This is a genomic window from Marinifilum breve (genome assembly GCF_003202155.1).
Lineage (GTDB): Bacteria > Bacteroidota > Bacteroidia > Bacteroidales > Marinifilaceae > Marinifilum > Marinifilum breve.
The window spans coordinates 96,476-110,888 of sequence record NZ_QFLI01000015.1; the positions used below are offsets into that span (position 1 = coordinate 96,476).

Annotated in this window: 12 protein-coding genes; 1 reads left to right on the forward strand and 11 read right to left on the reverse strand. The window is 37.6% G+C overall.

All coding sequences use genetic code 11. From position 1 onward, the window contains the following. Positions 1–47: 47 nt before the first annotated feature. The 8 genes from mauJ to DF185_RS22315 all read right to left on the reverse strand — a co-directional run bounded on the left by mauJ (position 48) and on the right by DF185_RS22315 (position 9,811). Positions 48–884 carry a methylamine utilization protein MauJ gene (mauJ, locus tag DF185_RS22280; protein ID WP_110363855.1) on the reverse strand — a complete coding sequence of 279 codons (837 nt, stop codon included), beginning with the start codon at positions 882–884 and terminating at the stop codon, positions 48–50. Between the two features lie 351 nt (positions 885–1,235). Further along, positions 1,236–1,433 (reverse strand): hypothetical protein, encoded by a 198-nt coding sequence (locus DF185_RS22285; RefSeq protein WP_110363857.1) that lies wholly within the window; start codon positions 1,431–1,433, stop codon positions 1,236–1,238. Between the two features lie 27 nt (positions 1,434–1,460). After that, the gene (locus DF185_RS22290; RefSeq protein ID WP_133250129.1) at positions 1,461–1,643 is read right to left on the reverse strand and encodes a hypothetical protein; all 183 of its coding nucleotides are present in this window, start codon (positions 1,641–1,643) and stop codon (positions 1,461–1,463) included. A gap of 63 nt (positions 1,644–1,706) precedes the next feature. Continuing rightward, positions 1,707–1,832, reverse strand: a complete 126-nt coding sequence (locus DF185_RS24090) for a hypothetical protein (RefSeq protein ID WP_262510000.1) — start codon at positions 1,830–1,832, stop codon at positions 1,707–1,709. 887 nt (positions 1,833–2,719) lie between these two features. Then, positions 2,720–4,897 (reverse strand): S9 family peptidase, encoded by a 2,178-nt coding sequence (locus DF185_RS22295; protein ID WP_110363861.1) that lies wholly within the window; start codon positions 4,895–4,897, stop codon positions 2,720–2,722. 849 nt (positions 4,898–5,746) lie between these two features. Continuing rightward, positions 5,747–6,256 carry a flavodoxin gene (locus tag DF185_RS22305; RefSeq protein WP_110363865.1) on the reverse strand — a complete coding sequence of 170 codons (510 nt, stop codon included), beginning with the start codon at positions 6,254–6,256 and terminating at the stop codon, positions 5,747–5,749. A gap of 157 nt (positions 6,257–6,413) precedes the next feature. Next, positions 6,414–8,504, reverse strand: a complete 2,091-nt coding sequence (locus DF185_RS22310; RefSeq protein WP_243421816.1) for an alpha-ketoacid dehydrogenase subunit alpha/beta — start codon at positions 8,502–8,504, stop codon at positions 6,414–6,416. A gap of 2 nt (positions 8,505–8,506) precedes the next feature. After that, complete coding sequence (locus DF185_RS22315) at positions 8,507–9,811, reverse strand: dihydrolipoamide acetyltransferase family protein (protein WP_110363867.1); 1,305 nt, start codon at positions 9,809–9,811, stop codon at positions 8,507–8,509. Positions 9,812–10,091: 280 nt separating this feature from the next. Between DF185_RS22315 and DF185_RS22320 the strand changes: the two genes are divergently transcribed. Continuing rightward, positions 10,092–10,475: an SRPBCC domain-containing protein gene (locus tag DF185_RS22320; RefSeq protein ID WP_110363869.1), complete on the forward strand. Its 384-nt coding sequence runs from the start codon at positions 10,092–10,094 to the stop codon at positions 10,473–10,475. Positions 10,476–10,567: 92 nt separating this feature from the next. Here the strand turns inward: DF185_RS22320 and DF185_RS22325 are convergent, their stop codons facing one another. The 3 genes from DF185_RS22325 to DF185_RS23660 form a co-directional block, all read right to left on the reverse strand. Further along, positions 10,568–10,774 (reverse strand): RNA-binding S4 domain-containing protein, encoded by a 207-nt coding sequence (locus DF185_RS22325; RefSeq protein ID WP_110363871.1) that lies wholly within the window; start codon positions 10,772–10,774, stop codon positions 10,568–10,570. Positions 10,775–10,817: 43 nt separating this feature from the next. Next, complete coding sequence (locus DF185_RS22330; RefSeq protein ID WP_110363873.1) at positions 10,818–12,050, reverse strand: nucleoside recognition domain-containing protein; 1,233 nt, start codon at positions 12,048–12,050, stop codon at positions 10,818–10,820. A gap of 31 nt (positions 12,051–12,081) precedes the next feature. Further along, on the reverse strand, positions 12,082–14,413 hold a 2,332-nt coding region (locus tag DF185_RS23660), incomplete at its 5' end, for a hypothetical protein (protein WP_207784729.1).

A 14,413-nucleotide genomic window follows, 5' to 3' on the forward strand; every position in this document is an offset into this window, starting at 1 on the left:
GTTGTGCCTGCGGCAAGCTATGCTTTATGAACCATTGTTGTGTGGCGTTATTCTATTTTAATCCAATCCCGTTCGTCAAGTTTCCCTTGAATTTCTTCTGTTATCTGACTCTCTGGATTAAGTTTGTTAATTCTCCATTCAACTAAGAATATATTTGCAAGTTTTTCAATTACATTTAGCTTATTCGATACTTCTTCTATTGAGGCAACATCAATTGAAATAATTCCATGCGCTACATTTTTACGGTCTTCGTAATTTTTATCGATCCAATCTGTTTGTCCTGCAATAATTTTCCAATTTTCACATTCTCCCCAAAGGTCTAAAAAACATTGCCAAATCTGATTTTTAACTCCTTGAGTTGTTCTTTCAGTAGGTGTATGATACTTACCTGCAACGACTTCTATTGAATTCCAAAATGCAAGAAACTTATCAAAAGGATCATCACTATTCAAGCCTTTTCTATACCAGCCTAAAGCTCTTAAAAATGTCGATTCTGTTAATGTCAGAAGTCTCGCTTCTTGGAAGGCAAACTTCCATTCTTCTTCAGTTACTGTCCTTAGAATTTCATATTCATTGAAGCTGTATCTTGGTCTTTGCTCATGAATACTTACATAAAGTGGACATTTCGTTTTTACACTTAAAACATCAAGAGCTAATCCACTAAATATTAATGCAGCTTTTTTTCCAAATTCAATATCTGGTGCAAATGAGTTAACAGATAACTTAATTCCATCTCTATCCTTTTTAATTTTAACATTGGAATACAAAGGATCTCCAAACTCGATATCTTTTCTACTGCGGAATGATATTTCTTTATCAACTTCAATCGGTCCATTGACAAAGATATTAGTAGTCCATTTTGGTAATCCGTTTTCCCAACTCATAGTTCAATAATTATTTTTTAGTTGTTCTATTTTGTTCTTTCTAATGCCACACAACGTATAGCTAAAGTACAATGCACGTTACACCCCCTACCTACTCATTTCTTTTTATTATTAACACACAGGTCTTTATGTGGGATTTCCTAATAAAACTCCATTTTTCTTTTTGCAAGAAACAAATCATGTAACGCTTAGCAATAAGCAAGCTCTAATTTAACCATTCCCTATCAATCTATCTATCCTAATAATACATAGATTCATTATAAATAATTAATAAATTTGTAAACTATTTATCGTACCATCTTTCACATCTATATACATCCCAAACAAAAAGCCACCAATTACTTGGCAGCTTTAAAGTTTAGGCAAGACAATAGTCAATTGTTTCGTTTTTAATTCCTTACACATTTTTCGAATCAGCAGCTGACTTCTTCCATTTGCCAATGATCGGAATGGGTTAGTTTCCATTCTGAATTGATTTTCATTCAATCCCGATCGAATTACCTTCAATCCCAATCGAATTTCTTTCAATCCCAATCGAATTTCCTTCATTCCCAATCAATTTTCTTCCATTCCCAATCAATTTTCCTTCAATCCCAATGGATTTTCTTCCATTCCCAATCGATTTTCTTTCATTCTGAATTGATTTTCCTTCATTCTGAATCGATTTTCTTTCATTCTGAATCGATTTTCTTCCATTCTGGATTGATTTTCTTCCATTCTGGATTGATTTTCTTCCATTCTGGTTCGATTTATTTTCATTTCCGTAAAGTCTATTTCCTTTTTTGTTGGATCTATTTCTGTTCTCGGAGGATCTATTTCCACTTATGGACTTCCTATTTCCATTCCGGAAGGGTTTACCTCTGGTAATTTTTGGTTTTCCTGCTCTATGGAAGTGTATTCTTCTATTTCTTGCGCATTTACACCAATGTGCAGATCATGCAGGTCCAATAAATAGGAGCTTAAGTTTTGTTAACTGCAAAGTACCGTTGCCATTCGATATCGAGGGAGTCATTCAGCAAATGTAAAATACTTCGACCCGATGGTCTTTTCTGTATTTAAAGTATGTAGTAGAATCTATTTCACTTATGCTTTACTACTTTAGTAGTTTCTTGGTTGAATTGTTAGATTAATTTAGAGAATTATGTCTTTAATTTCCAAATAAAAGCGTTAGTAATATTTTAATTTTGCTTGTTTATCAGATAAATACATCCGTTCGTAACTATGCGAGGTATTAGTGTTTTCAAACTAAGGAGAAGGTTAGAGGCGGAAGTATTTTTTTTAGAGTGAGGACAAATTAAATCCCAATTTTATTTCGTCGCAGTTATTATTCCAGACCTATTAAGATTTGCAGTTGCGACGATTTCATGGCGGTGCTATTAACCCAGGGCGGCGGTCGCATTCTCTCCCTTCCCCTGGGCTAGAATGATGTATGCCCTTCAGGCAATTTAATTATATTGTACTAATGCATTTCTATTTTTTTACATCACGTGTTCTTTTCTCCTTAAGAGCCTGTCCCGATTAATCGGGAAGAAAGATAGAATGAGGTATTTTTTGTTCATTGGGTCAATTCGATATAATCCATTTCAAGTCACCTCACCTCAATCCTCTCCTTGAGGAGAGGGAAAGGGCTGCTGCATATATATACTATCCTCAAATTTTAAATTCCTTCTCCTTGTGGAGAAGGTCCCGACAGGGGGATGAGGTAATCATTCTAGAAACAAGCACAAAAAAAAAGAGGCGCATCAAGCGCCCCTTCCCCCCTTTTATCTGATCTACCAACAATTCCAATATTGGTAACTGATAATTCTTAATTGATCATTGTTAATTGCTAATTGTTACAAGTTTTCCTTCAAAAAATCCACCATCTTGGTAAACAAATGCAATCTGGTTTGTCCCCCGTAAATGCCATGATTACGATTGGTATACAAGAACATCTCGAATTTCTTGTTGTGCTGTACCAACACCTCCGACAATTCCAAAGTATTCTGTACATGAACATTATCATCCGATGTTCCGTGAATCAACAGGAACTTTCCTTTTAACTGATCTGCAAAATTGATTGGTGCATAATCATCGTATCCTTCCGGATTTTCCTGTGGTGTTCTCAGGTAACGTTCCGAGTAAATGCTATCGTAATAACGGTAGGTAGTTACCGGTGCCACCGCGATTCCTGCTGCAAACACATCTGCTCCGCGGAACATACAAAGCGAAGACATTTGTCCGCCAAAACTCCATCCATACACACCAATTTTATCGGCAGCAATGAATGACTGCTTTGCCATGTACTTTCCGGTTTCAATCAAGTCGATGGCTTCCAGGTTCTGAATCTGCATGTAGGTACATTTCTTGAATGCCTCTCCGCGTCCGCCAGTTCCACGGTTATCCACTACCACAACCACAAAACCTTCCTGTGCCAAATACTCCAACCAATCGAACTGGTAACGATCCAACACCTTTTGCGATCCTGGTCCGCCATAAAAGTGCAACAATGCAGGATATTCCTTGTTCTTATCAAAACCTACCGGCTTCATCATCCAGGCATTCAACTTCACACCTTCCGATGTTTCGAAGGAGAAGAACTCACGCTTTGGAATCTCGTACTCCTGCAACCTCTTTTTCAAATCTTTGTTATCTTCCAAGGTACGAATCAACTTGCCTATGGCATTGTGCAGTGTAACTACGGTTGGCACTCCATTGGCCGAATAGTAGTTGATGAAGTATTTGAATCCCTTGCTGAAGTTCGCAGAGTTTGTACCCTCCTGCTCACTCAATTTATGGGTTTTCTTTCCTTTGATATCTATCGAGTAGATTTCTCTTTGCAATGGAGAAACCGCTGCAGCCTGGTAATAGAACAATTTCTTGTCTTCATCATATCCAAGGTACTTGCTCACTTCCCAATCGCCTTTGGTTACCTGGCGAACCAATTCACCATCCATATTGTACAAATAGATGTGGTTGAATCCCGATTTCTCGCTGGTTACAATAAAGTGTTTGTTGTCCTTCAAAAAAGTCAAATCATCATTCACATCAACCCAAGCCTTGTTCTTTTCTTCGTACAACAAGTTGGTTTGTCCGTTATCAGCATTTGCCAGCAACAACTCGTAATGATTCTGATGACGATTCATTCTCACCAAACTCAAAACCTTCGGATCTTGTGTCCACTTGATTCTTGGAATGTACTGATCGCTTTCTTCTCCCACATCAACCGTAGTGGTTTTCTTGCTTTCCAAATCGTAAACATGCACGCTTACTACCGAATTCTTCTCTCCCGCTTTTGGGTATTTGAAAGTATAGTTTTCAGGATAAAGTGCGTTTGCTTTCTTTTCAGGATTCATCCCCTTAAACACAGTCATATTAAACTGTTTCACTTCACTCTCATCAAAGCGCATGTAGGCAATTCTTTTGCCATCAGGCGACCATTGGTATGCCTGCCAAAACGAGAACTCCTCTTCGTATACCCAGTCTGGCGCACCATTAATAATGTGATTGTATTTTCCATCGAAAGTAAACTGTGTCTCTTTTCCAGATTTCAAATCCTTAACGAACAGATTGTTCTTTCTAAAGAAACACACCATTTCTCCTGATGGAGAGAAATCTGCCAATTGCTGTCTTCCTTCCGATAGTTTTTCCAGTGTTTTCTTGTCTCTGTCATACACAAAAAACTCTGCCGAGAATGAATGACGATAGATGTCTTCACGATTCGTTGTAATCAAGATTTTTCTTTCGTCTGCCGAGAATTGGTAACCATCAATTCTTTTGATGTCCTCCTTGCTCAAGGCCTTCAAATCGAAAATTACCTCTTCCATTTCACCGGTAGCATAAGCATATTGCTCAATTTTTTGTCCCTGCTTTAATACCGTATAGCTTGCGCCACTTTTCATCGATCTTAATCCATAAACCGATCGGGCATAGAATGTTCCTTTGTTGGTGATATCTTCCAACTGAAAGCTTTTTTGTGCCTGCACACCAAATACGCACAAAAAGGCAAGTAATAGTAATGTTAGTTTGTTCATCTGTTTTATTCTTTGTAAGTCTTAGTTTCTATTTTTGGCTCTGTATAATTTAGAATAGCTAATTCTTTAAGTTTATCATTATCGATCTTTACTTTGTTCCAGTAACCATTGTGGGCATTGGAAGGTCACGCTAATTAGACGCGGAAAAGTTTTTAGTAAGACGAGGAAGCTGAGAACTTGTTCGAAGATCACCTCGCCGCACTTAAAGTTTTCAAGTATAAATAGTTTGAGCTTACACGCCCTAGATTCTTTGTTTACTTTCTCATCAATGGAGAAAGTAAAAGCCATGCGGCTTGAGCAAAGCATCGTTTAGGCAATAAATAATAAAAGCACTCTTCTTGTTTGCAATTTTATTGATTACCCACTGTATTTTATATTCTATAAGTTGGGAATTAGCCATACAAGGCTAATCTATCTCTGTGTAGAGATGGAGAGGTGTTGCTGTATCAACAAATCCAGCATTCGTAAAGACCTTTGTACGATCTGTTTTGTAGTATGATTGTAATGTCGTGCATAAGTATCGGTAAATCTATAAATTTTTCAGCATTCTAGATTCCATTGCTTTTTGTACTGTAATGGATTTATAATGATTCTAATTAATTTATCATACTGGCACCTCACCCTAGCCCTCTCCTCTAGGAGAGGGAATTGGCAACTGCTAAATGTTTCAGTTGTCGTTAATTCTTATTATTCCTTCTCCTTAAGAGCGTTTCCTTAAAAGGGAATGAGGTACAAGCTATAAAAAACAAAAGAGGCACATCAAGCACCTCTTTTTATCTGATCAAGCCACCAAAATATTGATAACTATTTACCGTTCACTGTTAATTGATAATTCTTAATTGTTCATTGCTAGTTGAACTCTCCTTTCAATTGTTCAACCCAATCTTTGATTCTATCGTTGCTCAATGCTGCCTGATTTTCGATATCCAGTGCAAGACCTAAGAATTTTCCATCACGCAAAGCTGCTGATCGTTCGAATGTGAAGCCTTCTGTTGATGTCAATCCAATCACTTTGGCTCCTCTTTCTTCCAGAGCATTGGCAAGAATTCCAATCGCATCCACAAAATTCTCTGGATACCCAACCTGATCACCCAATCCAAACAAAGCAACTGTTTTGCCTTTCAGTTTCAGGTCTTCAATGGCTGGCATGAATTCATCCCAATAGTTTGGCAATTCTCCATCGAACCAGGTAGGAACACCCAATACCATATTGTCGTAGCTAAGGAATGTTTCCTCGTCTATTTCTTCAACATTTACATTGTCGATATCTGCAGCATCACCAAATGCATTCTTAATTTTCTCTGCATTCTTCGCTGTCTTTATTGTATTGAAACTATAGAATAATCCTATTTTTTTCATCTTTAAAAGTATCAAGTACAGAGTAGCAAGTCTCAAGACTATATACAGCTCCGTAAATTAATAATATTGAATAAGAGTGAAATCATTTAATAGCTTCTACTCGTAGAGTTTTTCATGAAGACTTTTTTACTCTTTCACTTTTTTACTCTTTTACTTTCTAATATTCCAACAGATCTTTGACTGCTGCGTAAATCTTATCGTTGTTTGGAAGAATCGCTCTTTCCAGAATTCTATTAAATCCTACAGGAGTAAATGTTGATCCCACACGTTTTACTGGCGCATCTAACTTTTCAAATGCCTCTTCAGTAATCATTGCTGAGATTTCTGCTCCAAATCCTGAGAATACTTTGTCTTCGTGAACAACAAGTACTTTATTGGTTTTCCCTACCGATTTCAATACCGTTTCTTTATCCAAAGGAATTAAGGAACGAAGATCGATAACTTCCACCTGCTTGCCTGATTCTTCTGCCAGTTTATCTGCAACTTCAACACACATGTGAGTGGTGTTTCCGTAAGTAACGATTGTCAAATCAGAACCATCTCTTCTTATGCGTGCCTTACCAAAAGGTACTTCGAAATCTTCAGGTACCGGAGTGGCTGCCTTAGGATCGTTGTAAAGAGCCTTTGGTTCCATGAATACCGTCATACCTCTCGAACGCATACTGGTTCTTAGCAATCCTGCTGCATCATCGGCATAAGATGGGTAAACAATTCGAACACCAGGGAAAGTTGTTAAAGCACCCTCAATATTTTGTGAGTGATACAATCCTCCACCAATGTATCCACCTGATGCCAAACGAACGGTAATGTTTGGCGAGAACTGACCTTTCGATCTCCAGTAATCGTGTGTCGTATCCACGAACTGTTCCATTGCCGGCCAGAAGTAATCCGCAAACTCAGCACCTTCAACTACAACTCTGATCTTATCGTTGAAACGGCTCATACCATTGGCTGTTCCCATGATAAAGTCTTCGGCAATCGGAGCATTAAATACTCTTTCCTTACCAAACTCCTGCTGCATTCCTTTCGAAACGTTAAAGATTCCACCTTTGTCTTTGTTGGCGATATCCTGTCCCCAAATGTATGTGTCTGGATTGTGTCGGAATTCTGCTTTCAGGGTTTCGTTCAAACCTTCAATCAGCTTTTTCTCATTTCCTGTAAAGTCATGTGTTCCTTCCGGATACTTTTCTGACACATAAGCCTCAGGCAATACGAAATCATAGATAGATGCCGGATCTGGATCTGGTGCAGTTAAACCTGCTTTGTGCGCTTTTTTAACTTCCTGCTTCACCTCTGCCTCAATGGCCTGAAGTTCCTCTTCGGTAAATCGCTTGTAGCGAACCAACATTCTGCGGTACTTAGCCAATGGGTCATATTCCTGTACATAGTTCAATTCTGCGTTATCGCGATACAGCTCATGACGATCTGAGTTCGAGTGTGAACCCATTCTCACACAGTTGGCCTGTACAATTACAGGAGTTGAATTTGCCAATGCATATTCTTTGGCTTCCAAAACTGCGTTCATCGAATCAAACACATCTTTACCATTACAGTGAATGATTTTCAGGTATTTCATTCCTCGGAAGTTGTCTGCTACCTTACGGTTTGCAGTTTGATCTTTCTTAGGAACTGAAATTCCATACCCATTATCCTGGAAAACAAATACAACAGGTAATTGCTCATTGGTTGCTCCATTAATGGCTTCGTACACATATCCTTCCGATACCGATGATTCTCCCTGTGAACTAAACACCACACCTTCATGCTTGTACTTCTTCATGGCACGACCAACACCTACTGCATGCAGTGTATGGTTTCCCGTACATGATGATACATTGTGAATGTTCCACTCTGGTTTTGCAAAGTGATTCGACATGTGTCGTCCACCACCTGCAACATCTGTATCTTTCGAAATTCCGTTAAAGATTACCTCTTCGGCTGTTAATCCAGCTGAAATTGAGGTAAGCATATCTCTATAATAAGGGAACAAATGATCTGTTTCTTTGTCGAACACCTGACCAATGGCCAACTGAATTCCATCATGTCCTGCATAAGGTGCATGATATGACCATCCAATCGCCTGCTTCAGATAGTTAGGTGCTTTTTCGTCTAATGCTCTACCTAGAGTCATTAAATGATACCAACGACCCAACAATTCTTTCGAAGTGTTCTTAATGCTAAATTTTTTCGTCTCGGTCATCTTCTTATTCTTTTCTTTCTCAACTGAGGTTAATTCTAATGTTTCCATAATTAAATAGATCTGTTGATATCAAATTCTTCAAGGTAGTCTGCAATTTTTCTTAGGAATGCTCCTCCTAAAGCTCCATCTACAACTCTGTGATCGTATGATAGAGACAGGAACATCTTTTGGCGCGGCACAATAACATCTCCTGCCGGAGTTTCCATTACCGCCGGTTTCTTTTCAATGGTACCTACAGCAAGTATCGCTACCTGTGGCTGGTTAATAATTGGCGTACCCATTACATTCTTAAACGATCCAAAGTTCGAAATGGTGAATGTTCCACCTTGAATGTCATCCGGGTTTAGATTATTATTTCTTGCATCATCTGCCAGCTGGTTCATGTCATTTGCCAAACCAATCAGGTTCTTGTGATCAGCATTTTTAATTACCGGCACAATTAGGTTGTTACTTGGCAATGCAACTGCAACACCAATATTTATATCTTTCTTAAGGATTACATTGTAACCATCCACCGATGCATTAATTCCTGGGAACTCTCTTAATGCCTTGGCAACTGCTTCAATAATAATTGGCATGAAAGTCAATTTGGTCTTCTCTTTCTTAAAGAACTCATCTTTTACTTTACTTCTCCAATTCACCATATCGGTAACATCAGCTTCAACCATGGCAGTAACATGTGGTGATGTTTGCTTCGACATTACCATATGATCCGCAATAATTCTTCTCATACGATCCATCTCCACAATCTGATCCTGAGCTCCAACTGACATGGATACTTTTGGCTTTTCAATTTGCTGTGCCGCTGGTTTTGGAGCTTGTACTTCTTGCATCGCTTGTTCAACAGGAGCAGTAACCGATCCATTTCTCTGAGACAAGTAATTTAATACATCTTGCTTTTGTACTCTACCATCCTTACCCTTTCCTTGAATCGAATCTAATTCTTGAATGGAAATATTTTCATTTTTCGCAATACTCTTCACCAATGGAGAATAAAAGCGACCACTTTCTGATTTAAAATCATCTACAACCTCTTCTACAACAGTTTCTTCGACAAGAACCTCTTCCTTGGCACTTTGTTCTTCAACAGGACTATCTGCAACATCATCTGCATCACCCATTGCAATTACTGCAACAACTTCTCCAACAGGAACCAAATCATCCTCTTTGAAGCGAATTTCAACTATTTTCCCTTCAACGGGAGAAGGTATTTCAGAATCAACTTTGTCTGTTGCAATTTCAAAAAGCACATCATCTTCTTCCACCTGATCGTTTAGTTTCACGAACATTTTTGTGATAGTAGCCTCTTGCACACTCTCACCCATCTTGGGCATTAGAATTTCAAAGCTAGACATATAACTTATCGTTTAATATTTATACTCATATTTAAATGTATCGATACAAATATAAAATTTTATTCTTATTTAGACTTGTTTAAGATTAAATATTTTGTAATCTCTACATTACAATTTTTTATCAGCATATTGATTTTATAAATTCGCAAAGCTCTTTAAATCTGACAAGTCTGTATTTGCTACCGATTCCCGGACTTTTAAGCCCTTTAGAATTAATTACAATTAACTAAAGGAATTGTTAGCATTTTGAGTTAATTTTGCATTCACAAATCAGAAACTCATGAAAGATTTTACCTATCAATTTAATATTAGCGCAAGCCAGGAAGAAGTTTATAATGCTTTAACCAATTCTTTTCAGATTGAATTGTGGACTGGATATCCTGCCACAATGGATGATAAAGTTGGAACTGTTTTTTCTCTTTGGGAAGGAGATATCTCGGGATGTAATTTAGAGATGGTTAAAGATTATAAGATCGTTCAGGAATGGTTTTTTGGAGAAACTGAAAACCCATCAATTGTTAGCATGATCTTGAAAAAAGCAGGAAAAGATACTCGTATTGAATTAACACATACAAATATTCCAGCTGATGCTTATGAAGAGATTGTAGAAGGTTGGAAGGAATATTATCTGGATTCAGTGAAGAACTTTCTTGAATTCTATTAATGGTTTTTAGCTTTTGGCTATAGGCCTTTAGCTAAAAAAAAGCGCAAGAACTTAAATGGTTCTTGCGCTTTTTTTTATATCAGTTTGAGATATTACTCTACGATAATTACCTCATCGAATATCTCAATTTTATCTCCAGGACGAATCTTTGCACGCTTTCTGGTTTCCACTTCACCATTTCGCATCACAATTCCGTCTTCTACAAATATTTTTGCTTGCGCCCCACTTTCACTCACTCGAGTTGCTTTTAGAAGCTTAATCAATTCGATGTATTCTGTATCTATTTTAAATGTAATCATGCTTTTTATTTTTTAGAGCAACAAAAGTAAGTCAAATCATTTTCTAATGAAAGAACAAATAAGCAATTAATATGGCTGCAATAATTCCTGCAAAATCAGCAATTAAACCACAAGTAACCGCATATCTTGTATTCTTGATACCAACCGCACCAAAATAAACTGCAATAATATAAAAAGTTGTATCGGTTGCTCCCTGCAAAGTGGATGCCAATCTTCCCACAAAGCTGTCTGCCCCATGAGTGGTCATTGCATCCACCATCATACCTCTTGCTCCACTTCCACTCAATGGTTTCATCATGGCCGTCGGTAGGGCTTCAACAAAATCAGGATCTACCGAAAGCAACAAACAAAGTCTTCTCATGCCTTCCACCAAAAGGTCCATTGTTCCTGATGCTCTGAAAACACCAATTGCAACCAATATGGCAATCAAATACGGTATGATCTTCACTGCAATATTGAATCCCTCTTTGGCACCATCGATGAAGCTTTCATATACATTCACCTTATTTTTAGCTGCCAGTAGAATAAATGAAATAATTATCCCAAACAGGAACACATTACTTACGACCGTTGAAACTGTTGTGATTTGTTCTTTTTCCAGACTAGAGAAATATGCTATGATTCCTATAATGATGGCAGTCAATCCTCCCAAATAAGACAATATGGTTCGGTCCCACAATTTGATTTTTTGCACGATTGATACACTGATTAAACCTGCAATGGTAGAAAAATAGGTAGCCAGTAATATTGGGATAAATATATCCGATGGGTTCGCTGCTCCCAATTGAGCACGATATACCATGATAGATATTGGAATAATCGTCAGTCCCGAGGTATTAAGAACCAAGAACATGATTTGAGCATTAGAAGCCTTGTCCTTATCGGGGTTAGCTTCTTGCATTTCTTTCATGGCCTTTAAACCAAGGGGTGTAGCTGCATTATCCAAACCCAGCATATTGGCCGCCAAATTCATCATGATTGATCCATGAGCCGGATGACCTTTAGGCAATTCAGGGAACAGCTTGTTAAAGAATGGTCCTATCAATCTGGAAAATACTCTTACAATGCCTCCATTCTCCCCTATTTTCATGATTCCTAACCATAGGGTTAACACACCAGTTAATCCTAGTGAAATATCGAATCCTGTTTTAGCCATGCTAAAAGTTGAATCGATCATTGCCGGGAATACATCCAAGTCTCCCCAGAAAATAAGCTTGATTAAACCTACTACAAAGGCGATCAGAAAAAAGAAAATAAAGAGATAGTTTAATGCCATACTGTGTTCTTAAATAGAATAAAATACAAAATTACTTTTTGCTTCGTTTAGATTGAATCATTTTAAGCCTTTCTTTTGGATAATCTTCACCTGATTTTAATTGAAGTGCTTTCTTGTAATAAAATCTAGCTACCGTTAAGTTTCCTTTATCAAAGGCAGAATCAGCTTTTTCAATGGTTTCAGCATACTCTTTATTCAACTTCTGGTTTTTATTCGATTTCAACAACTCATCAATCTTCTTCAGTTGATTTTTAGGATATTTCTCCTTTTTGTTCAGAGCTATGGCCTTATTGTAATAAAATTTGGCCACCGAATAATGATTCGCAGACAACTCCTTGTCTCCTTTTGCAATTAGTTGTTTGTATTCTTCCGATAAAGCAGAATTCTTCCCATCTCGAATTAATTTGTCAATTTCCTTCAATTGTTTCTTTGGATATTCTCTATCAAACATGCTCAAGGCTCTTTCATACATCACTTTCGAAACTGTGTATTGAGAGGTTTGAAAAGCATTGTCTGCCTTTTGAATCAAATCTGCATATTCTCTTTCTTTGATGATAGAAAGTTTCTTCTCAAAGTTGGTTGGATTGTTTGCAATGGCTTCTTGCTCTGCATTTTTTAATGCCTGTAATCTTTCATTGATTTCCTCCAACTTCTCTTTTGGATATTCTTCCTTAGGCTTAATTTCCAATGCTGCTTTGTAATGATGTCTGGCAACACTGAACTGCTCCTTTTTAAAGAAATCCTCTGCCTTCTCTAACTCCTCACTATATCTTAAATTCAACTCCTGTTGTTTTCTTTCCGCTATTGCTCTTCGCTCTAGAATCACTTCAATTCTCTTGATTTGAGTTTTTGGATACGACTCTTTTGGCATTAAATCTAAAGCCTCCTGATATTTCAATACTGCAAAATCATATTCCTCATTGGTAAATTGCTTATCCGCTATTTCAATTAGTTTGTCATACTGAGTTTTCAGTTCTGATTTTGCATTCGCTTTTCTTTCCAATTCAGCTAAAATTGCTTCAATTTCATCAATTTTACTTTGTGGATATTGCTCTTCTGGTTTTAGCTTCAATGCTCCATGATAATCTTTTGATGCAGAATTCCACTTCTCAGATTCAAAATATTCATCTGCAGATTTAATCAATTTCAGATACTTGTTTTCATTCAATTGTTTTTGAGCCAATAATTTCGCCTCCTCTTCTGCTTTTCGTTCTTGCTCAGTAAATATTTCCGAAATCTTCTTTAATTGTTCCCTTGGATAAAGCTCAGCAGGTTTCATATTTAGAGCGTCTTTATAGCTTTCACGCGACAAATTGAATTCCTGATTTTCAAATTGAGAGTCTGCCATAGCAATCACGGAATCATATTTCTCGTCAAAGGCTGTCTGTTCTGCGGCCAAGCGTGCAGATTCCTCTTCCTGTCTTTTCTGTTTCGCCAGCAAATCATCAATTTTTACAATCTGTGATTTTGGATATTGCTCCTCTGCTTTCAATGCCAATGCATCTGAATAAGAACTTTTCGCAATTGCATAACCTTTGGATTCGAACTGAGAATCTGCCATAGAAATGATAGAGGCATACTTCTCATCCAATGCTTTTTGTTCTGCTGCTTGTCGTTGCTGTTCTGCAGCTAATCTTGCAGCTTCTTCTGTTTGTCTTTGCTGTTCTGCCAACAACTCATCAATTTTTACAATCTGCGACTTTGGATATTCTTCCTCCCCTTTCAATGCCAAAGCATCCGAATATGATGTTTTCGCACCTGTATAATCTTTGGATTCGAATTGAGAATCTGCCAAGCTGATCAATGAAGCATACTTCTCATCCAAAGCTTTCTTTTCTGCAGCTAACCTTGCTGCTTCTTCAGCCTGCCTTTGCTGTTCTGCCAACAACTCTTCAATTTTTACAATCTGTGATTTTGGATATTGCTCCGTTGCTTTCAATGCCAAAGCTTCTGAATAAGAGGTTTTCGCTGAGCTATAATCTTTTGTTTCAAATTGAGAATCTGCCAAGCTGATCAATGAAGCATACTTCTCATCCAAAGCTTTCTTTTCTGCAGCTAACCTTGCTGCTTCATCAGCCTGTCGTTGCTGTTCTGCCAACAACTCTTCAATTTTTACAATCTGTGATTTTGGATATTGCTCCGTTGCTTTCAATTTCAAAGCATCCGAATAAGAGGTTTTCGCAGAGCTATAATCTTTTGATTCAAATTGTGAATTGGCCAAAGTAATTAATGAAGCATATTTCTCATCCAATGCTTTCTTCTCTGCTGCCAATCTTGCAGCTTCTTCAGCCTGTCTTTGTTGTTCTGCCAAAATCTCATCAATTTTAGCAATTTGTAACTTTGGATATTCTTCCTCTAATTTT

Coding starts and splice junctions, on each gene's coding strand:
- mauJ (WP_110363855.1), bottom strand. CDS start 884: ATGAGTTGGGAAAACGGATTACCAAAATGGACTACTAATATCTTTGTC.
- DF185_RS22330 (WP_110363873.1), bottom strand. CDS start 12,050: ATGGCATTAAACTATCTCTTTATTTTCTTTTTTCTGATCGCCTTTGTA.
- DF185_RS22320 (WP_110363869.1), top strand. CDS start 10,092: ATGAAAGATTTTACCTATCAATTTAATATTAGCGCAAGCCAGGAAGAA.
- DF185_RS22295 (WP_110363861.1), bottom strand. CDS start 4,897: ATGAACAAACTAACATTACTATTACTTGCCTTTTTGTGCGTATTTGGT.
- DF185_RS22290 (WP_133250129.1), bottom strand. CDS start 1,643: ATGAAAATAAATCGAACCAGAATGGAAGAAAATCAATCCAGAATGGAA.
- DF185_RS22285 (WP_110363857.1), bottom strand. CDS start 1,433: ATGAAGGAAATTCGATTGGGATTGAAAGAAATTCGATTGGGATTGAAG.
- DF185_RS22310 (WP_243421816.1), bottom strand. CDS start 8,504: ATGGAAACATTAGAATTAACCTCAGTTGAGAAAGAAAAGAATAAGAAG.
- DF185_RS22325 (WP_110363871.1), bottom strand. CDS start 10,774: ATGATTACATTTAAAATAGATACAGAATACATCGAATTGATTAAGCTT.
- DF185_RS22305 (WP_110363865.1), bottom strand. CDS start 6,256: ATGAAAAAAATAGGATTATTCTATAGTTTCAATACAATAAAGACAGCG.
- DF185_RS22315 (WP_110363867.1), bottom strand. CDS start 9,811: ATGTCTAGCTTTGAAATTCTAATGCCCAAGATGGGTGAGAGTGTGCAA.